The sequence below is a fragment of the Amycolatopsis sp. NPDC049253 genome (assembly GCF_040678995.1).
Lineage (GTDB): Bacteria > Actinomycetota > Actinomycetes > Mycobacteriales > Pseudonocardiaceae > Amycolatopsis.
Genome location: NZ_JBFAQX010000008.1, coordinates 203,435 through 222,381, shown reverse-complemented (window position 1 = coordinate 222,381; position 18,947 = coordinate 203,435). Strand labels below are relative to the sequence as shown.

The window sequence follows — 18,947 nt, the reverse complement described above, 5'->3', positions numbered from 1 at the left end:
GCGACAGAAGGGACAGCGGTGTCCGAACAGACGTCCGGCGCGACAGCCGTCGACCTCATGGATCTGGACCTGTTCGCCACGGGGTCCGACCACGAGGCGTTCCGCGAGCTGCGTGAACACGATCCGCTGCACTGGAACGACGAACCCGGCGGCCGCGGCTTCTGGTCGGTCACGCGGTACGCCGACATCAAGCGCATCGCCGCCGACCACGAGAGCTTCTCCTCCGCCGAAGGGACGCAGATCCCGGACCGCCGCGCCGAGGGGCACGGCGAACCCAGCATCCACAACATGGACCCGCCGCGCCACGGGGCGCTGCGCAAGCTCGTGGTGCCGCACGTGCGGCCCGCGAAGGTCCGCCCGCTCGAGGGCGAGATCGCCGCGGTGATCGACGGGCTGCTCGACACCGCGCTGGAGCAGGGCAGCACGTTCGACTTCGTGCACACGGTCGCGGCGCAGCTGCCGCTGCTGGTGATCAGCCGGTTGCTCGGCGCGCCGCCCGAGGCGTGCCCGCACATGCAGCGCTGGACCAACCAGATGGCGTCGGACGACCCGGAGTACAGCACGGGCCCGGAAACCGCCGCCCGCGCGCGCGACGAGATCTTCGCGTTCTTCCACGAGCTGGAAGCCGAGCGGCGCGCGAACCCGGCCGAGGACCTGGTGAGCGTGCTCGCCCACGCGGCACCCGGCGGTGAACCGCTCAACCGCGGCCAGCTCGACGCGTACTACCTGCTGCTCATGGTCGCCGGCAACGAGACCACCCGGAACCTGCTCACGGGCGGGATGATCGCGTTCGGTGCGTTCCCGGAGCAGTGGTCCGCGCTGCGCGCCGACGCGGACCGGATCCCGGGCGCCGTCGAGGAAATGGTGCGCTGGGTGTCGCCGGTGCTGTGCATGCGGCGGACCGCGACGCGCGACGTCGAGCTGCACGGCCGCACGATCGAGGCCGGGCAGAAAGTGGTGCTGTGGTTCGCCTCGGGCAACCGCGACGAGACAGTGTTCACCGCGCCCGACGAGTTCCGCGCCGAGCGCACGCCCAACGAGCACCTCGGCTTCGGCTGGGGCGTCCACGCCTGCCTCGGCGCGCACCTCGCGCGGCTGGAGGCGCAGCTGTTCCTGCGCCGCCTGCGTGAACGCAGCCTGCGCGTGGACGTGCAGGCGCCGCCGGAACGGTTGCGCAGCAACTTCTTCCGCGGCGTCAAGCGGCTGCCGGTGCGGCTGGTGAGCGACCGTGGGTGAGCAGTGGCTGGGGCGCGCGGCGTGCCTGGTCGGCGGTGCCTGGCGGACGCCCGACGGCCCCGCGATCCCCGTCGTCGACCCCTACACCGAGCAGCCCATCGGCGAAACGGCCGAAGCCGGTCCCGGTCTCACCGCCGAGGCCGTCGCGGCGGCCGAGGCGGCGCTCCCGGAGTGGGAACGGACCGGACCGGCCGACCGCGCGGACCTGCTCGACCGGCTGGCCGGCCTGCTGGAGGCCCGCTCGGGTGAGCTCGCGGCGCTGATCACGCGGGAGATGGGCATGCCCGCCACGCTCGCGATGGCGAGCCAGGGCGAGCTGCCGCCGCGGGTGCTGCGCGCGTTCGCCACGGCCGCGCGGGCGTTCCCGTGGACCGAGAAGATCGACGGCGCGCAGCTGCACCGCGTGCCAGTGGGCGTGGTCGGCGCGATCACGCCGTGGAACATGCCCGCGCACCAGATCATCGCGAAGGTCGGCGCCGCGCTCGCCGCGGGCACCACCGTGGTGCTCAAGCCGAGCGAAGCCACGCCGTTCGACGCGAACCTCATCGCGGCCGCCGCGCTGGAAGCGGGCTTCCCGCCGGGCGTGTTCTCGGTCGTGCAAGGCACCGGGCCCGTCACCGGCGAGGCGCTCGCGGCCGATCCGCGCGTGGCCCACGTGTCGTTCACCGGCAGCGTCCCGGCCGGACAGGCGGTCGCCGCGCTCGCCGCCGGGCACACCGCGTCGACCACGCTGGAGCTGGGCGGGAAGTCGGCCGCCGTACTGCTGCCGGACGCGGAGCTGGCGCGCGCCGTCCCCGCTGCGGTGAAGAGCGGCTTGGTGAACTCGGGGCAGGCGTGCAACGCGACCACGCGGATCGTGGTGCCGCGCAGTGCGCTCGCCGACGTCGAAGCACTCGTCGCCGACGCGCTCGACGCCGTGGTCGCCGGTGATCCGCGCGACCCGGCCACCACGTTCGGGCCGCTGGCCTCGGCGCGCCAGCGCGACCGCGTGCGCCACCTGCTCGACACCGCCGGCGACGACCGTGCGGTGACGCAGGTGCAGCGAGTGCTGCCCTCGCGCGGGTTCTTCGTCGGCCCGCGGGTCTACTTCGGACTCGACGCCCGGCATCCGCTGGTGCGCCAGGAGGTGTTCGGTCCCGTGCTCGTCGTGCAGTCCTACACCGACGAGGCGGACGCCACCGCGGTCGCGAACGACAGCGACTTCGGGCTGTCCGCCGAGATCTGGTCGGCCGACCCGGACCGGGCCGAGAGCTTCGCGCGGACACTGCGCGTGGGTCAGGTCAAGATCAACGGCGTGCGCACCCGCGAGCGCCCCGGCGTGCCGTTCGGCGGCCGGAAGAACTCCGGCTACGGCCGGGAGCTCGGCGCCGAAGGCATCGCCGACCTCACCGCCGTGCAGGCGGTGCTGCGATGACGCGCCGGATCCTCGTCACGGGCGCCGCGTCCGGCGTCGGCCTCGCGCTCGCCCGGCAGCTGACGGACGAAGGGGTGGCTGTGATCGGCGTCGACCGCGCCGAGATCCCGGTGCCCGTGGAGCGGGCCGTGCGGGTGGACCTCACCGACTTCGCGGCCGTGAAGGAGGCCGCGGCGAGCGTCGCCGAGCTGGACGGCATCGCCAACGTCGCCGGTGTGCCCGGCACCGCGCCCGCCGCCACCGTGCTCGCGGTGAACGTGGTCGGCACCCGCGTGCTCACCGACGCGCTGCTGCCGCGGCTGGCCGAGGGCGGCGCCGTGGTGACGGTGGCGTCCATCGCGGCCCACCGCAACACTCTCCCGGCCGAAGCCCTCGACCGGCTGTGCACTGTGGACAGTGAGACCGAACTGGCGGGCTGGCTCGCGGAGTTCCCGCTGTCGGGCGCTGCCGCCTACGACACGTCGAAAGCCGCGCTCGTCGCGTGGAGCGCACGGCTGGCCGCCCGGCTGCTGCCGCGTGCCCGCGCGGTGAGCGTGAGCCCCGGCCCGGTGCACACGCCGATCCTGGCCGACTTCCGCGCGTCGATGGGCGCCGAGTCGATCGACCGCGCCGGCGCGGTGGTCGGACGGCATGCGCAACCCGGTGAGGTCGCCGCCGCCGCGGCGTTCCTGCTCAGCCCGGCGGCCTCCTGGGTCAACGGCATCGACCTGCCCGTCGAAGGCGGCCTGGCGGCCGCACGTACGCACCTGGCCGCGGTGCCCGAGCCCAGCACCGCCGAGCCCAGCACCGAAAGGACCACCCGGTGACCACCACGGCACCTCCCGAGTCGACCGAGACCGTGCTCCCCCTCGACGGCACGCGCCCGCTGGGCCGCGACCTCGTGGGCGGCAAGGCCCACAGCCTCAACCGGATGCGTTCGCTCGGCCTGCCGGTGCCGCCGGCGTTCGCGATCACCGTGGACGTCTGCACCGCCTACCACGCGGGCGGCACGCTGCCCGACGACGTCTGGGCGCGGGTCCTCGAGCACCTGGCGCACCTGGAGGACCGGACCGGCCGCCACTTCGGCGGACCGGGCTGGCCCCTGCTGGTCTCCGTGCGCTCCGGCGCCGCCCGCAGCATGCCCGGGATGATGGACACCGTCCTCAACCTCGGTCTCACGCGGGAGCTGCGCGACGCGCTGGCCGAGCAGTCGGGCGACCCCGCGTGGGCGGCCGACACGTGGGAGCGGTTCGAGCGCTCGTACTCCGGCATCGTGGGCGGCCCGCCGCCCGCCGACCCGCGCGAGCAGCTTCGCGCCGCGATCGGCGCCGTGTTCCGCTCGTGGTTCTCGCCGCGCGCGGTGAGCTACCGCGAGCACCACGGCATCACCGATCTCGGGGGCACAGCCGTGACCGTGCAGGCCATGGCGTTCGGCAACCGCGACGCCGAGTCCGGCACCGGGGTGCTGTTCAGCCGCGACCCCGGCACCGGCGAGCCCGGCGTCTACGGCGAGTGGCTGGCCCGGGCGCAGGGCGAGGACGTCGTGTCCGGCGAGCGCACCCCGGCACGGCTCGACGAGCTGGCGCGCACGCAGCCGGGCAACCACCGTGAGCTGCTCCGCCTGGCCGGGGTGCTGGAGCGCGAGTACCGAGACATGGTCGACGTCGAGTTCACGATCGAGTCCGGCGCGCTCTACGTGCTGCAGGCCCGGGCCGGCAAGCGCACGCCGGGCGCGGCGGCGCGCATCGCCGTGGACCTCGTCGGCGAAGGCCTGATCGACACCGACACCGCGCTCACCCGCGTGACCCCGGCCCAGGCCACGCAGCTGCTGGAGACGGCCGGCGTGGCCGAGGGCGTCGAGCTGGCCCGCGGCACCGGCGCGGGACCCGGCCTGGGCGTGGGCAAGGTCGTGACCGACCCCGACGAAGCGCTGGACGCCGCCGACGACGGCACGGCGGTGGTGCTCGTGCGGCCGTTCACGTCCCCCGAGGACGTGCCGGCGATGTTCGCCGCGGCCGCCGTGGTCACCGAGCACGGCGGGTCGACCTCCCACGCGGCGCTCGTGTGCCGCGAGGCGGGCATCCCGTGCGTGGTCGGCTGCGGCGACGGCACGGTGGAGGCGCTGCGCGGCCGGCTCGTGACCGTCGACGGCACGACCGGCGCGGTGCTCGACGGCGACCGCGCGAGCGGAGCGGGCACGACCTCCGGCGGTCCCGCGGCGACGCTCACCGAGTGGGCGGCCGCGCGGACCGGCGGCGACGGCGCGCTGCCCGAGCTGCTCGCGCTGGTGCACAGTACGAATCCGGCCAAAAAGTAGGCCGGACCCCCGCGCGGCACGTCACCGTTGCCGCGAAGCCATTCGGCCGTGACTGTGGTCGGATTGGTAACGATCGGCACAGTAAGGTCGGCGGACGCGAATGACCGGTTGGGTGAGCAGAAGATGAGCAGTAGCACGCAGGAGACGACCGGCGAGGACCGGGCGGAGGCCGCGCGCGTGCGCGTCCGCGAGCTGATCGCCGCGCTCCAGCCCGACGCCGTGGACAAGCGCCCCAACAAGCGCGGCGCGCAGACCCGCGACAAGCTCGTGCAGGCCGCCACGGCGTGTTTCTCCGAGTACGGCTACACCCGCACGCGCGTCTCGGACATCACCAACCGGGCCGACACCGCGCAAGGCAACTTCTACCGCCACTTCACCAGCCTCGACGACATCTTCCTCGCGGCACTGCAGCCGGCCCTGGAGGAGCTGGCAGCGGCGTCGGCCACCGCGCCACGCTCCGGCGACGAGCAGCACCACCTCGTGGAGCAGACCATCGCCTACCTGCACTCCTACGCGCGCAACCGCCACCTCCTGCGCGTGATGCGCGAAGCCGCGGCGGCGAGCGAGAACGAGGGATTCCTGAAGCTGTGGCTCCAGGTGCGCTCCGGCTTCGTGCACCGCACCGAACGCTGGCTGCGGCGCCTCCACGAGAGCGGCGTGATCGAGGAGACCCACTACGAGCTCCACGCCGAAGCCCTCGGATCGCTCATCGAGCAGATGGCCTACGTCCACATCGGACTCCTGCCGGTGACCCCGCGGCCCGAGCGCATCCAGGATCTCGGTTCGGTGATCGGCCAGATCTGGTACCGGTCGCTGCCGTTCGTGGCCGACCGCTAGACGGATCCGAGGCTTGGCCCGAGGATGAGCCGATGACGACGACCCACACCCGCGGGGCTGCACCTGGGAATCCGGTGAGCCCCGGGCGAGATCGCGCCGGCTTCTGGACTGAGCGATTTTCGCGCAGCCCCTGGGCTGGGCGAAAATCGGGAGGGAAGAAGCCGGCTTGAGGCGATCTCGCACGCCTCGGCGGAGCCGAGGCAGACAACACAGCCGCCTGGGCGAGTTGCTGCGCACGGACGGTCCGTTCGCGCTGCGGATCGTGGTGACGGCGGCCGTGGCATGGCAGATCTGCGTGTGGCTGGGCGCGCGGCAGCCGCCGGTGTACGCGGTGATCGTGCCGCTGGTGTCCATGCGGGACGCGCCGTACTCGACGTTCAACGTGTCGCTGGCGCGCCTGGCCGGCGTGGTGTGCGGGCTGTCGATCGGGATCCTGGTGCTGCGCGTGGTGCAACCGTCCGCCGGGGCGCTCGCGCTCGTGCTGGCCTTGGCGCTCGCCGTGGGCATCGTCCTGCGCATCGGCGGCACGCTCAACATCCAGGTCGCCGTGTCGGCGCTGCTGGTGTTCGCCAGCACCGACCCGGACTCCTACGCGGTGTCGCGCCTGTGGGAGACGGCCGTCGGCGCCGGGGTGACGGTGGTGCTCGCGCCGCTGCTGCTGCCGGCGAACCCGGCCCGCACGTTCGTGAAAGAACTCCACGAGACGGCCGCGGAACTGGCGCAGAACCTCCGGGCGCCCGCCGGCGAGGAGTCGGTGCGCGCGGTCGAGACCCACGCCCGGGCGTTGCCCGGAAAGCTCGCCCTGGCGCGGAAAGCCGTGCGCTCCCACCCGTGGTGGCGCCGCACCGAGACCGACCGTCTCGCCGCCCTCGTGCCCCTCGCCCGCACCGCCGCCGACATCGGCACCCTCGTGCGCATCCACTTCGAGGACACCACCGAGCTCACCGCCCGCGGCGAACCGACCGACACGTCCGAAGTCGCGGGCCCCCTCTCCGACGCCGTGACCGCCGTCCTCACCGGCACGCCCGCCCCGTCCGCCCTGGCCACCGCCGAAGCCGCCATCCTCCACAACGCCGACACCGACGGCACCCGCCTCGGCGCGATCGCGCGCCGGCCGCTGCGGCGCATCGCGGCTCTCCTGCGCGAACCACCCGCGGAGTAAGCCTCCGCCCTCAAGAGCCGCCCGCACCCGTCGCAACCCCCCGCTCGAGATCGCGCCGGCTTCTGGCCTGAGCGATTTGCGCTGCCCCTGGGCATCGGGGGGAAGAAGCCGGCGTAAAGCGATCTCGCACGCCTCGGCCGAGCCGAGGCCGAATTACAAGCCCAGGAACTCCTGCTGTTCACGGTCATAGCGCTGCGTGAGGCCGTTGCCGTAGCGGTCCCACCAGTTCTGCGTGTGCCCGCCCTGCGTGGTGGTCGTGGCACCGTAGATCTGGCGGTCATACTCGATGCGGGCGTCGTGGAAGTCCTGCTGGAACTGTTCGGGGGTGAGGCCCTGGATGTGCTGCACGGCGGCCGGGTCGAGGGTGCCCGCGCTGCGGACGATGTCGGCGCCGCCCATGTGGTTGAGGATCGCGCGCACGCCGCCGGCGCCGCGCATGTGGGCGCCGGACATGACCGCGGCCTGGGTGCCGGGGTCGGTGAAGTTGAGGGCGCCGGCCGTGCGGGCGTTGTCGGACATGAGGCGAGCGACGACGGCGTGCTCCTCAGGGCTGCCGATGCCGTACTGGGTGCGCGCGGCCATGATCTCGTCGTAGCCGTTGTGCATGTTCTGGCGGAAGCCGTAGACCTCGGGCACGCCGCCCTGCTCGCCGGTCGCGCCTTCCGAGCGCATGATCGAGTCGACGACGCGGTCGTCCAGCTGCGCCGGAGCTGCGGCCGGCGCGGCGGCGCCACCACCGGCGGCAGCCTGAGTGCCGCCACCGAGTCCCTGGGCCACGGCCGTGTCCGCGTCGGTGTACCCCTGCACCGCCGACTGGACCTTGCCGCTGACCTCGCCGATGAGGCTCACGAACTTGCCGAGCGAAGAGACCAGCTGCGACTGCAGCGTCGAGTTCGCCGCGGCCACCCCGCCGCCGATCCCGGCGAACGAGAGCGCGTCGATCACGAGCGACTCGAGGTCGCGCGTCGAGGACAACGCCGAGGAGCCCAGGCTCTCCACGTTCTTCACGATCGACGACACCTCGGCCGGCAGTACCCGGTAGCTTCCCGCTGTCATGCCTGCTCCGTCCGACTCGGCTGCTTTCCGTCGAGAATTCCCCACCGACCGCGCTCGGCACACGGCCGAATTACCCACTCGCGGACCCCGCCGGAATCGAATCGGAGGAGGGTGGGTATGTGTGGCGCATGGAGGCGGACGAAACCCGGCACGAGCGGGTCGACGAGGAGATCGAGCGGCTGGACGAGCGGCTGTGGTCGATCGCCCGCGCGCTGCACGCGGGCCCCGAGCCGGCGAACGCCGAGCACGAGGCCGTCCGCGCGCTGACCGGTGAGCTGGCCGAGGCGGGTTTCACCGTCGAACACGGCGTGGCCGGCCTGCCCACGGCGTTCACCGCGCGCCAGGGCGAAACCCGGCCGTGCGTGGCGCTGCTGCTGGAGTACGACGCAGTGCCCGGCCTCGGGCACGCGAGCGGGCGCAACCTCGTCGCGGCCGCCGGCCTCGGGGCCGCGCTCGCCGCGCGGGCCGTCACCGGCGACGACCGCGGCTCGATCCTGGTCGTCGGCTGCCCCGCCGCGGAACCGGCCACGGGCAAGGCCGCCCTCGCCGCCGCCGGGGTGTTCGACGACGTCGACGCGGCACTGGTTTTTCACCCGGGCACGCACTCCTGGACGTGGGCACCGCTGACCGCCCGCACCGACGTGCGCGTGACCGTGCACGGCCGCGCCGCGCACCCGACCGCCGAGCCGCGCCGCGGCATCGACGCGGTGGCCACGCTCGTGCAGACCTTCACCGCGGCCGCGGCGCTGCAGTCGCGCCTGCCCGCCGGCTTCCACGTGCAGGGCATCATCACGCGCGGCGGCGAGTCCACCGCCGTCGTGCCCGACCTGGCCGAGGCGTGGTTCGGGCTGTCCGCACCGACCACCGCGGCGCTCGACACACTGGTGTCCGACGTGACGGCGTGCGTCGAGGGCTCAGCCCTGGCCACGGGTGCGAAAGCCGAGGCCGACCGGCTCGGCTCCGGCTGCGCGCACTTCCGCGACAACCCCGTGCTGTCGGGCCACTTCGCCCGTCACCTCGCCGCGCGCGGCATCCACGCGACGCCGCCGGACCCGGGCGTGTTCCCCGGCTCCTCCGACGTCGGTGACGTCAGCCTGAGGGTGCCCACGATCCATCCCTTCGTCGCGATCCTCGATCCCGGCCACGCCGAGCGCACGCCGGAGTTCGCCGCGGCGGCCGCGTCCCCCCGAGCCCGTTCGGTGGTCCTCGCGGCGGCCGCGGCGCTCGGCAGGACCACGGTGGACCTGCTGGCGCACCCGGCTCTGGTGAGCCAGGCGTGGGGCTGCTTCGCCGACCAGGCCCGCGCCGAGCGCACGGGCTGACCCCGGAAAGGACCACCATGGCCGATGTGCTCACCTTCGGGATCGAAGAAGAGTTCCTCGTCGTCGACGACCGGGGACGCCCGGCGCACGCGGCCGAAGCCGTGCTGGAATCGGCCGACGACAGCGGCGCGGGAGATCTCCAGCAGGAGCTCACCAAGGCGCAGGCCGAGACCGCGACCGGCATCTGCGTGACCCACGGCGAAGCCGTCGAGCAGCTGCAGGCGATGCGGACCTCGCTCGCCCTCGCGGCCGACCGGCGCGCGCTGCGAATCCTCCCCTGCGCCAGCTCGCCCGTCTCCCCCGGCGAGCTCCCGGCCATCACCTCGACACCGCGCTACCGGCGGATGGCCGCGCACTTCGGCGCCACCGCGCGCACCACGATGACCTGCGGCTGCCACATCCACGTCGCCGTGCCCGACCCGGAGACCGGCACGCGGGTGCTCGGGCACGTGCGGCCGTGGCTGCCCGCGCTGCTCACCGTCACGGCCAACTCCGCGATCGCCGACGGCCTCGACACCGAGTACTGCAGCTGGCGCCACCAGGAGTGGGCACGCTGGCCCTCGGCCGGGCCGCCGCCGCGGTTCGCCTCGCACGCGGACTACGAGGGCGTCGTGGACGCGTGGCTGCGCGCGGGCGCGATCCTCGACCGCGGGATGGTCTACTGGGACGTGCGCCTGTCGGAGAGGCAGCCGACGATCGAATTCCGCGTCGCCGACGTCGCCGCGACCGCCGAAGAGGCCACGCTGCTCGCCGTGCTGTGCCGCGCGCTCGTGGCCACGGTGCTCGACGCCGGCGACCCCCCGCACCTGTCCAACGAGGTGCTGCGCGGCCAGCTCTGGCGCGCCGCCCGCGAGGGCGTCACCGGCCATTGCTCCGACCCGGCCACCGGCGACCTGCTGCCCGCCACCGAGGTGCTCAGGCGGCTGGCGGAGCTCTGCGCCCCCGCCCTCCGTGCTGCCGGGGACACCGAGTTCGTCCGCGAAGGCCTCGCTCGGCTCGCTCGCGAAGGCGGTGGGGCCGACCGCCAGCGCCGGCTCTTCGCGAACCGGGAAAGCGCTCTCGACGTCGTCGACCACTTCGCCGTGCCGGCCGGCGCGGCGAGACCGGCGACGGCCTGACCCGCCCGGACGGTGGCCAGGCCTGCACCCCGTTACGATGAGTGGTCAGCTCCGAAACCCGCCCAGTCCCAGTTGGAAAGGCAGCGACATGCCTGTCGAGCCTCGGTTCGCCGGCCCGGTGCGGGTGCTGCTCGTGGAAGACCACGACATGGTGGCCGAGGCGCTCGAACTCGCCCTGCAGCGCTCTCCCGCGATTTCCGTGGTCGGGCGCGCCGGCTCGCGCGAGGCCGCGACAGCCGACACGGCCCGGCTGCGGCCCGACGTCGTGGTGCTCGACCGGCGCCTGCCCGACGGTGACGCCGTGGCCGCGATCGGCGACTTCGCCGCGCTGGGCTCGCGTGTCCTCGTCCTCACCGGTGACGCCACCCCGGCCGTCGCCGCGCGCGTGGCCGAGGCCGGCGGCCGGGGGCTGCTGCTCAAGTCCGCGCCGCTCAACCAGCTGGAGTCGGCCGTGCAGCGCGTGGCCGCGGGCGAGGTCGTGTTCGACGCGGCCCTGCTGCCCGGTGTGCTCGACCGGCTCACCGGGCGCGCCGGCGGCAACGGCTCGGCGCTCACCGCGCGGGAACGCGAGACGCTGCAGCTGCTCGCGGAGGGCGCGAGCACCGAGGAGATCGGCGACCGCCTCGGCGTCACCCGCAACACCACGCGCAACCACGTGCAGCGCGTGCTGGAGAAGCTCGGCGCGCGCTCGAAACTCGAAGCGGTCGCCTTCGCGCGGCGCGAGGGCCTGCTCGATTGATGCACCTGCGTCAGTGACGCGGTGGTGATCTGCGTCTGCCGCACGGCGGGCGGTTCGAGCAGAGTGGGGATGTGGAGGTCCCTGCGCCCGTCGACGCCGAGTGCGTGCTGCCCGAATCGGTGGCCGGTCTCGCGCAGGCGCGCGACTTCACGCGGGCGACGCTGACCGGCTGGGGCTTCGGCGCCGTGACCGACGACGCGCTGCTGATCGTGACCGAGCTGGCCACCAACGCCGTGCAGCACGGTGAGGGGAAACCCGTGCTGCGGCTCAAGTACGGCGACGCGGCGGTCCGGCTCGAAGTGGCCGACGAGAGCGCCACGCCGCCCGCGACCCGCGACTCCGGTCCGGACGGCGGCTGGGGCCTTCGGCTGGTGCAGGAGCTCTCGCTCGCGTGGGGCGTCACGCCCGGCGCGTCGGGGAAGGTCGTGTGGTGTGAGCTGGGCCGGGCTCCGCGCGAGTGAGCCGGAAGCTGCCCGCGTGAGCCGGATGGGGCAGAGTTGGGGCATGGACGACCCCGCGGTGGACGACCTCGGCCTGCTGGTGCGGGGAGTCCTCGACTACGCGATCTTCATGCTCGACCCGGCCGGCCGGGTCGTCAGCTGGAACGCCGGCGCCCAGCGCATCAAGGGCTACCGCGCCGAGGAGATCATCGGGCAGCACTTCTCCGCGTTCTACCCCGCCGAGGACATCGCCGCCAGCAAACCCGAACGCGAGCTCGAAACCGCGCTCGCCGAAGGCCGGCTCGAAGACGAAGGCTGGCGGCTGCGCAAGGACGGCACCCGGTTCTGGGCCAACGTCGTCATCACCGCGCTGTTCGACGAAGCCGGCAACCACCGCGGCTTCGGCAAAGTCACCCGCGACACGACCGAACGCCGCACCGCCGAACAGGCCCTGCGCGAGAGCGAGGAGCGCTTCCGCCTGCTGGTGCAGGACGTGGTCGACTACGGCATCTTCATGCTCGACACCGGCGGCCGTATCGTCAGCTGGAACGCCGGTGCCCAGCGCATCAAGGGCTATCGCGCCGACGAGATCATCGGGCAGCACTTCTCCGCGTTCTACCCCGCCGAGGACATCGCCGCCAGCAAACCCGAACGCGAGCTCGAAACCGCGCTCGCCGAAGGCCGGCTCGAAGACGAAGGCTGGCGGCTGCGCAAGGACGGCACCCGGTTCTGGGCCAACGTCGTCATCACCGCGCTGTTCGACGAAGCCGGCAACCACCGCGGCTTCGGCAAAGTCACCCGGGACATGACCGAACGCCGCACCGCCGAGCAGACCCTGGTGCAACGGCGCCGGCTGGTCGGGCACCTCGTGGACGCCCAGGAGGTGGAGCGCCGGCGCATCGCGTGGGACGTGCACGACGACTCGATCCAGTCGATGGTCGCCGTCGGCATGCGGTTGCAGCTGCTGGCCGACCGGCTGCCCGAAGAGCACCGCGCGGGGGTGCTCGCGCTCGACGAGTCGGTGCGCGCCGCGGTGGGCCGGCTGCGCACGCTCGTCTCCCGGCTGCGGCCGCCGGACCTGGACCACGACGGGCTCGTGGTCGCGCTCACCGGTCACCTCGAAGAGGTCCTGCCCGACTGGGGGCTGGAGTACACCCTGCGCCACGACCTCACCGCCGAGCCCACCACGGAAGCCGCCGTGACGGGGTACCGGATCTGCCAGGAGGCGCTCACCAACGTGCACAAGCACGCCCGCGCGTCACGGGTGGAGGTCTCGTTGTCCACAGTGGACAGTGGCACGCTGTTCCGCGTGACCGACGACGGGGTCGGCACCGCCGTGACCGGCACCGATCCCGGCCGCGACCACTTCGGGCTGATCGAGATGCGCGAGCGCGCCGAGTCGGCCCACGGCTGGTGGTCGATGTCCAGCAAACCCGGAGAAGGGACGAGTGTGGAGTTCTGGCTGCCGAGCGCCCCGGACGAGCAGCGGTGACCGGCCCCCTGCGCGTCGTGATCAGCGACGACGACGACATGATCCGCGACGCCCTGCGCGAGGTGCTCGACGAGCAGCCCGACATCGAGGTCGTCGGCGTCGGGCGCGACGCCGACGACGCGATCACGCTCGCGGAGCGCCACCGGCCCGCCGTCGCGGTGCTCGACGTGCGCATGCCCGGCGGAGGCGGGGCCCGCGCCGCGCGCGAGATCGCGGCCCGCTGCCCGGGTACGGCGGTGCTCGCGTTCTCCGCCTACTCCGACCACGCGTCCATGGCCTCCCTGGAGAGCGCGGGCGCCGTCGAGTACCTCACGAAGGGTGTGCCGAACCGCGAGATCGTCGCGGCGGTGCGGCGGCTGGGCGGACGGTAGCCGCCCGCTCACGAGGGGTTCCGTTCGCCGGGACCGGTGTGCGTCCGATCGGAGCCACTTTGCGCCGGATCGCCCGTGTGGCACGAAATTCACCCGAAAATGGGGTGTGACGCGACCCGGAACGGGGTAGCCGATGCTCGCCCCACAGGGCGATCCCCTTCCCCGGCGACAGAGAGGGTGTCCGTCGTGAGCAGCTTCGTGGATGCGGACCTCGGCGTGGACCACCGTTTCGACCGCGCGTTGCGCGGCTACCTCTCCCGGGTGGCGGCCGCGGTCGGGGTGGGACTGGAGTCCTGCACGATCGATCTCGACCAGCCCGTCTCGGCCTACATCGCCCTCGACCGGCGGCTCGACCGCTTCCCCGACCGGGACCTGGCGCTGCTGTGGGACGAGGTGCACGGCTGGTCGGCGGCGATCGAGGCCTCGTGCGGGGAGGACCTGATCGTGCTGGCCTACCTCGACGGTGACGACGTGCTCGCCGAACCCGCCGCCGTCGAGCGCTTCCTGGGGGCGCTGCGCGCGGCCGACCACTCCCTCGGCCGCCCCGACCCGCGCAAGCTGCGCCGCGCGGGCGGGCACGACGAGCTGCTGGACCGACTGGCCTGACGCGGGGCGATGCGTCGGCGCGGGGGAAAGCGGGTACTCCCCGGTCGGGAAAGGAGTGCGTCATGGCACCGAAACGGCCCGTCTGGAGCGGCTCGCTGACCCTCGGCCTGGTGACGGTGCCGGTGCGGCTCTACAGCGCGATCGAGGACCACACCGTGCACTTCCGCCAGTTCGAGCGCGGCACGAGCGACCGCATCCGCTACCGGCGGGTGAACGAGCGCACCGGCGACGAGGTGGAGCTGTCCGAGATCGTGAAGGGCTACGAGCTCGACGACGGCGACTACGTGCTGGTCGAGCCCGGGGAGCTCGACGAGATCGCCCCCGGGCGCAGCAAGTCGCTCGACGTCGAGGCGTTCGCCGACCTCGCCGACATCGACCCGATGTTCTTCGACCGCACCTACTGGCTCGCGCCCGCGGGCTCCGACTACGACAAGCCGTACTCGCTGCTGCTGGCGGCGATGGCGAAGACGGACAAGGCGGGCGTGGCCAAGTTCGTGCTGCGCGGGCGCGAGTACCTGGCGCTCGTGCGGGCCGGCGACGGGTTGATGCTGCTCGACACGCTGCACTTCGCGGAGGACCTGCGGGACCGGGAGAAGTCGCTGCCGGACCTGCCGGAGAAGGCGCCGGCGCGCGGCAAGGAGTTCGACATGGCCGTGGATCTCATCGAGGCCCTCACGGAGGACTGGCGGCCCGAGGACTACCGCGACACGTTCACCGACCGCGTCCACGAGCTGATCGAGGCCAAGCGCAAGGGCGACACGGTCACGCCGGCCGCCGAGGCCGCGGAGCCGACGAAGGTGGTCGACCTGTTCGAGGCCCTGCAGCGCAGCGTGAAGAACGGGAAGCGGCGCGGCAAGAAGGAGAAGGGGCCGCAGCTCGCGGACCTCACCAAGGCCCAGCTCGACGAGCTGGCCAAGGAACGCGAGATCAAGGGCCGCTCGAAGATGAAGCGCGCGGATCTGGAACGGGCGCTGGAAGAGGCGTCCTGACCGGCCCGCGAGGACGCCGGCGTCACCGGGGTTGCGCGAGCAGCCAGTCCAGCGCGATGGGCAGAGCGTTGAGCACCGAGATGTGCCCGTCGCGGGGCCGCAGCCACAGCTCGGCGTCGGGCAGGTGGGCCAGCAGGTGCTGCGCGTGCGACGCGGGGACCACGCGGTCGGCGCCGCCCTGGGCCAGCAGGACCGGCGTGCGCACGTCGGCGAGCTCGAAGCCCCACGGCGAGGCGTAGGCGACGTCGTCGTCGACCTCTCCGTCGTGGCCTGCGCCCCCGGCTTCCCCGGCGTCGGCGCCGAGCGGTCCCCACGTGCCGTCCAGCGCGGCCCAGTCGGTCGCGACGAAGCTCGCCGGGTCGAACTCGTGCGTGAGCGCGTGGGCCATCCGCGCTTCGCGGCCTTCGCGGGCCGCGCGCAGCGAAGTCGGGTCGGCCATGCCGGCGAACCAGTCGAACTCGTCGGTGTACGGCGCGACGCCGGCCAGGGCGACGGCCGCCGTGACGCGGTCCGGCAGCTGTGCGGCAGCCGCCAGCGCGTGCGACCCGCCGCCCGAAGCGCCGACCACCGCGAATCGGCCGAGACCCAGCGCGTCGGCGACCAGGCGCACGTCCTCGGCCGCGGACCCGATGGTGCGGCCCGGCACCGTGGTCGACCCGCCGTAGCCCGGGCGGCCGTAGGAGACGACCCGGATCCCGCGGGCGTCCGCGGCCTGCAGAACGGGTGCGAGCAGCGCTCCGGTCTGCGGCGTGCCGTGGAGCCAGACCACGGTGAGGGTGTCGCCGCGGCCGCTGTCGTGCGCGCGCAGCACGCGGCCGCCCGCGAGGGTCAGATCGTGTGAGGTCCCCATACGCGGCGACTCTAGCGGGCCGCGCCCGTGAGGGAACGGCGTTCACGGGGTACTTCGCGAGGTATGGACTCAGACCCGCACCCCGACCTCCGGCTCGACGACACCGCGGCCGAGCACCTCGAACCCGACCGCGCGACGCTGGACGCCGTCGGCAAGATCACCGAGGCGCTGGAGACCGTCGAGATCGCCCGCGGCCACCTCTACGAGTTCCACCAGCTCACCGGCTCCGCGGACCGCAAGCTCGCCGACGGCATCGCCATGCTGCGCGACGCGGGCCACGCCGAGCACGCCGACCGGCTCACCGAGCACCTTTTGGGCCGCAACGTGCTGCACGGGCGCTGGACGTTCCAGATCGTCGAGGAGTACGACACCACCTACTACCGCGCGTTCCACGACCACGAGACCCGCGTCCGCGAGCTCACCCGCGGCGTCCGCCACCTCGCCGAGGCCCGCGTGAAGCGCGAGAACCGCACGCCCGGGCTGCCGGGTCACGAGGCCACCCCGAACTCGCCCGACTGAGCCACCCTGCCGTGCCGCCGCGCCTCGAAAACGACGCGGCACAAGCCTTCCCGCTAAGGTTTCGGTGAACCGGCCGCGCGAGTGGAGGCACCACGATGAGCAACGTCGAGACCGAGCCACCCGTCCTGGACTGCGGGGACGACGCGGCCGGCCACGGCGGGGTCGAGGTGCTCGGCGGGGTCGAGGTGCTCGGCGCGCGGGACGTGCCCCTGGGCGGGCCGCGCGCGATGAAGGTGCGCCGCACGCTGCCGCAGCGCAAGCGTTCGCTCGTGGGCGCCTGGTGCTTCGCCGACCACTACGGGCCCGACGACCCGAGGACGACCGGCGGCATGTCGGTCGGCTCGCACCCGCACACCGGCCTGCAGACGGTGAGCTGGCTGTTCGCGGGCGAGATCGAGCACCGCGACAGCCTCGGCTCCCACGCGATGATCCGCCCCGGCGAGCTGAACCTCATGACCGGCGGCCACGGCATCTGCCACTCCGAGGTCTCGACGCCGGAGACCACCACGCTGCACGGCGTGCAGCTGTGGGTCGCGCTGCCCGACGCCCACCGCCACGCCGCACGCGACTTCCAGCACTACGCCCCGCCCGCCACTGACCTCGGGGGCGCCACCGCGCGCGTTTTCCTCGGCACGCTCGCCGGTGAGACCGCGCCGGTCAAGACGTTCACGCCGCTGCTCGGCGCCGAGCTGGTGCTGGCGCCCGGCGCCCGCGTCACGCTCGACGTCGACCCCGAGTACGAACACGGCGTGCTCGTCGACACCGGAGAGGTCACCTTCGCCGGCTCGGCGCTGCACAGCACCGACCTCGGGTACCTCGGCACGGGCCGCGCCACGCTCGAACTGACGAACACCGGCGACGGCCGTGCTCGCGTGCTGCTGCTCGGCGGGCCGCCGTTCGGCGAGGAGATCGTGATGTGGTGGAACTTCCTGGCCCGCACGCACGAGGAGATCGTGGAGTACCGCGAGGCGTGGCAGGCGGAATCCCCGCAGTTCGGGGCGATCCCCGAGGTACCGGGCGACCCCGCGCGGCTGCCGGCCCCCGTCCTGCCGAACGTCCGGATCAAGCCGCGCCGGAACCCGTGACGAGCGCGGCGAAGATCCGGTCCACGTCCGCACGCCCGGTCCGCCAGTTGCTGAACGCGGCCCGCAGCGCCGGCACGCCCGCGTAGACCGTCGGCGTCACGAACGTCTCGCCTCCGGCCGCGACGGCGCGCACCACGGAGTCGATGCGCTCCTGCGTCGGGTCCTCGGCCAGCGTGAAGCACACGACGTTGAGCCGCACCGGCGCGAGCAGCCGCCACCGCGGCGTGCCGGCCAGGCGGTCGCCGAGGTCCCGGGCGTGGGCGACGCAGCGTTCCACGATCTCCCGGTGCCCCGCTCGCCCGTAGGCGGCGAGCGTGCACCACGCGGCCAGCGCGCGCAGCCGCCGCGACGATTCGGGCGTGCGGTGCACGAAGTCCGGGTTGACGCCCGGGTGGCCGAGGTAGGCCGCGGAGTTCTGGAACACGCGCACCTGCAGGTCGAGCCGGCGGCTGAACTGGATCGCCGAGTCGTAGGGCACGTTGAGCCACTTGTGCAGGTCGACGCACACCGAGTCGGCCAGCTCGAGCCCGTCCACGAGCCGCGCGTATTCGGGCGAGAGCGCGGCGAACCCGCCGAACGCCGCGTCGACGTGCAGCCAGAACGGGTACTTCTGCTTGAGCGCCGCGATCGCCCGCAGGTCGTCGAAGTCGACGGTGTTGACCGTGCCCGCGTTGGCGATCACGATCGCGGGCCGCCCGCCCAGCTCGGCGAGCTCCCGCTCCAGCGCCTCGACGTCCACGGCCTCACGCCCGGGCCGCACGGTCACCGGCCGCAGGGCCGAGCGGCCCAGGCCCAGCACCGACATCGCCTTGAGCGCGCTGGAGTGCGGTGATCCGCTCAGCACCTCGACCGGGCCGAGCGCCGCGACCCCGGCGTCGGCGACCGTGACGCCGAGCCGCTCCCCCAGCCACTCGCGCCCGATCGCCAGACCGACCACATTGGACATCGTCGCGCCGGACACGAAGGCGCCGCTGAACTCCGGCCCCAGCCCGAACAGCTCCGCGAGCCAGCCCACTGTCTCGCGTTCGAGGTCCGAAGCCGAGGAGTCCAGCGACGACACGGGGTTCTGGTCCGCCGCGGCCGTGAGCCAGTCGCCGGCCACCGCCGCGGGGGTCGCGCCGCCCGTGACGAACCCCAGGTACCGCGGCCCGGCGCTCGCGGCGAACCCCGGCGCCCAGCGGCGCGCGAACTCCGCGAGCGCGGCTCGCGCGCCCACGCCGTCCTCCGGCAGCTCCGCAGGTTCGGGCGTCCCCGGCGGCACCGCCACCGGACGGTCCGCCACCCCCGCGAGCAGCTCGCCGGCCTGCTCACGCGCGGCGTCGAGCAGCGCGGGCAGGCCGTCGAGGTCTTCGGCCAGCTTCGAGTACACAGCCACCTCCTGCGGCGACCCTAGCCGCGTGCGGCCGCGGCCGTCG

Annotated in this window: 19 protein-coding genes; 16 read left to right on the top strand and 3 right to left on the bottom strand. The window is 73.6% G+C overall.

From position 1 onward, the window contains the following. The first annotated feature begins 18 nt into the window (after positions 1-18). From AB0K15_RS20710 to AB0K15_RS20685, 6 genes are all read left to right on the top strand, one after another. A complete protein-coding gene (locus tag AB0K15_RS20710; RefSeq protein WP_364052563.1) occupies positions 19-1,236 on the top strand; it encodes a cytochrome P450 in 1,218 nt (405 codons plus the stop codon). Further along, positions 1,229-2,650: an aldehyde dehydrogenase family protein gene (locus tag AB0K15_RS20705; RefSeq protein ID WP_364052560.1), complete on the top strand. Its 1,422-nt coding sequence runs from the start codon at positions 1,229-1,231 to the stop codon at positions 2,648-2,650. The genes AB0K15_RS20710 and AB0K15_RS20705 overlap by 8 nt, the downstream gene beginning before the upstream one ends. Beyond that, the gene (locus tag AB0K15_RS20700) at positions 2,647-3,456 is read left to right on the top strand and encodes an SDR family oxidoreductase (protein ID WP_364052557.1); all 810 of its coding nucleotides are present in this window, start codon (positions 2,647-2,649) and stop codon (positions 3,454-3,456) included. The genes AB0K15_RS20705 and AB0K15_RS20700 overlap by 4 nt, the downstream gene beginning before the upstream one ends. Then, a complete protein-coding gene (locus tag AB0K15_RS20695) occupies positions 3,453-4,946 on the top strand; it encodes a pyruvate, phosphate dikinase (RefSeq protein WP_364052554.1) in 1,494 nt (497 codons plus the stop codon). The genes AB0K15_RS20700 and AB0K15_RS20695 overlap by 4 nt, the downstream gene beginning before the upstream one ends. A gap of 123 nt (positions 4,947-5,069) precedes the next feature. Further along, positions 5,070-5,783, top strand: coding sequence for a TetR/AcrR family transcriptional regulator (locus AB0K15_RS20690; protein WP_364052551.1), 714 nt, complete (start codon positions 5,070-5,072; stop codon positions 5,781-5,783). A gap of 226 nt (positions 5,784-6,009) precedes the next feature. Continuing rightward, entirely contained in the window at positions 6,010-6,945 is a 936-nt protein-coding gene (locus AB0K15_RS20685) for an aromatic acid exporter family protein (protein WP_364052548.1), read from the top strand. A 153-nt stretch (positions 6,946-7,098) separates the two neighbouring features. On the opposite strand, the gene AB0K15_RS20680 is transcribed toward AB0K15_RS20685, so the two are convergent. Continuing rightward, positions 7,099-8,001, bottom strand: coding sequence for a hypothetical protein (locus AB0K15_RS20680; RefSeq protein ID WP_364052545.1), 903 nt, complete (start codon positions 7,999-8,001; stop codon positions 7,099-7,101). A 128-nt stretch (positions 8,002-8,129) separates the two neighbouring features. Between AB0K15_RS20680 and AB0K15_RS20675 the strand changes: the two genes are divergently transcribed. The 8 genes from AB0K15_RS20675 to AB0K15_RS20640 all read left to right on the top strand — a co-directional run bounded on the left by AB0K15_RS20675 (position 8,130) and on the right by AB0K15_RS20640 (position 15,078). Then, positions 8,130-9,323 (top strand): amidohydrolase, encoded by a 1,194-nt coding sequence (locus AB0K15_RS20675; RefSeq protein WP_364052542.1) that lies wholly within the window; start codon positions 8,130-8,132, stop codon positions 9,321-9,323. 17 nt (positions 9,324-9,340) lie between these two features. Beyond that, positions 9,341-10,441 carry a glutamate--cysteine ligase gene (locus tag AB0K15_RS20670; RefSeq protein ID WP_364052539.1) on the top strand — a complete coding sequence of 367 codons (1,101 nt, stop codon included), beginning with the start codon at positions 9,341-9,343 and terminating at the stop codon, positions 10,439-10,441. 88 nt (positions 10,442-10,529) lie between these two features. Then, entirely contained in the window at positions 10,530-11,180 is a 651-nt protein-coding gene (locus tag AB0K15_RS20665; RefSeq protein ID WP_364052536.1) for a response regulator transcription factor, read from the top strand. A 71-nt stretch (positions 11,181-11,251) separates the two neighbouring features. After that, positions 11,252-11,641: an ATP-binding protein gene (locus AB0K15_RS20660; RefSeq protein ID WP_364052533.1), complete on the top strand. Its 390-nt coding sequence runs from the start codon at positions 11,252-11,254 to the stop codon at positions 11,639-11,641. Positions 11,642-11,684: 43 nt separating this feature from the next. Beyond that, positions 11,685-13,112 carry a PAS domain-containing sensor histidine kinase gene (locus AB0K15_RS20655; RefSeq protein ID WP_364052530.1) on the top strand — a complete coding sequence of 476 codons (1,428 nt, stop codon included), beginning with the start codon at positions 11,685-11,687 and terminating at the stop codon, positions 13,110-13,112. After that, positions 13,109-13,483 carry a response regulator transcription factor gene (locus AB0K15_RS20650; protein WP_364052527.1) on the top strand — a complete coding sequence of 125 codons (375 nt, stop codon included), beginning with the start codon at positions 13,109-13,111 and terminating at the stop codon, positions 13,481-13,483. Before AB0K15_RS20655 ends, AB0K15_RS20650 begins: the two co-directional genes overlap by 4 nt. Before the next feature lie 186 nt (positions 13,484-13,669). After that, positions 13,670-14,089 carry a DUF6292 family protein gene (locus AB0K15_RS20645; RefSeq protein ID WP_364052524.1) on the top strand — a complete coding sequence of 140 codons (420 nt, stop codon included), beginning with the start codon at positions 13,670-13,672 and terminating at the stop codon, positions 14,087-14,089. Between the two features lie 62 nt (positions 14,090-14,151). Further along, positions 14,152-15,078, top strand: a complete 927-nt coding sequence (locus AB0K15_RS20640; RefSeq protein ID WP_364052521.1) for a Ku protein — start codon at positions 14,152-14,154, stop codon at positions 15,076-15,078. 22 nt (positions 15,079-15,100) lie between these two features. On the opposite strand, the gene AB0K15_RS20635 is transcribed toward AB0K15_RS20640, so the two are convergent. Continuing rightward, positions 15,101-15,928 carry an alpha/beta hydrolase gene (locus tag AB0K15_RS20635; RefSeq protein ID WP_364052518.1) on the bottom strand — a complete coding sequence of 276 codons (828 nt, stop codon included), beginning with the start codon at positions 15,926-15,928 and terminating at the stop codon, positions 15,101-15,103. A 63-nt stretch (positions 15,929-15,991) separates the two neighbouring features. Here AB0K15_RS20635 and AB0K15_RS20630 point away from each other — a divergent pair, with 63 nt between their 5' ends. Then, entirely contained in the window at positions 15,992-16,447 is a 456-nt protein-coding gene (locus AB0K15_RS20630; protein ID WP_364052515.1) for a hypothetical protein, read from the top strand. A gap of 95 nt (positions 16,448-16,542) precedes the next feature. Next, positions 16,543-17,532, top strand: a complete 990-nt coding sequence (locus AB0K15_RS20625; protein ID WP_364052512.1) for a pirin family protein — start codon at positions 16,543-16,545, stop codon at positions 17,530-17,532. Here AB0K15_RS20625 and AB0K15_RS20620 read toward each other — a convergent pair. Beyond that, entirely contained in the window at positions 17,510-18,901 is a 1,392-nt protein-coding gene (locus AB0K15_RS20620; RefSeq protein ID WP_364052509.1) for a pyridoxal-dependent decarboxylase, read from the bottom strand. The two genes, AB0K15_RS20625 and AB0K15_RS20620, sit on opposite strands and share 23 nt — an antisense overlap. Positions 18,902-18,947 lie beyond the last annotated feature (46 nt).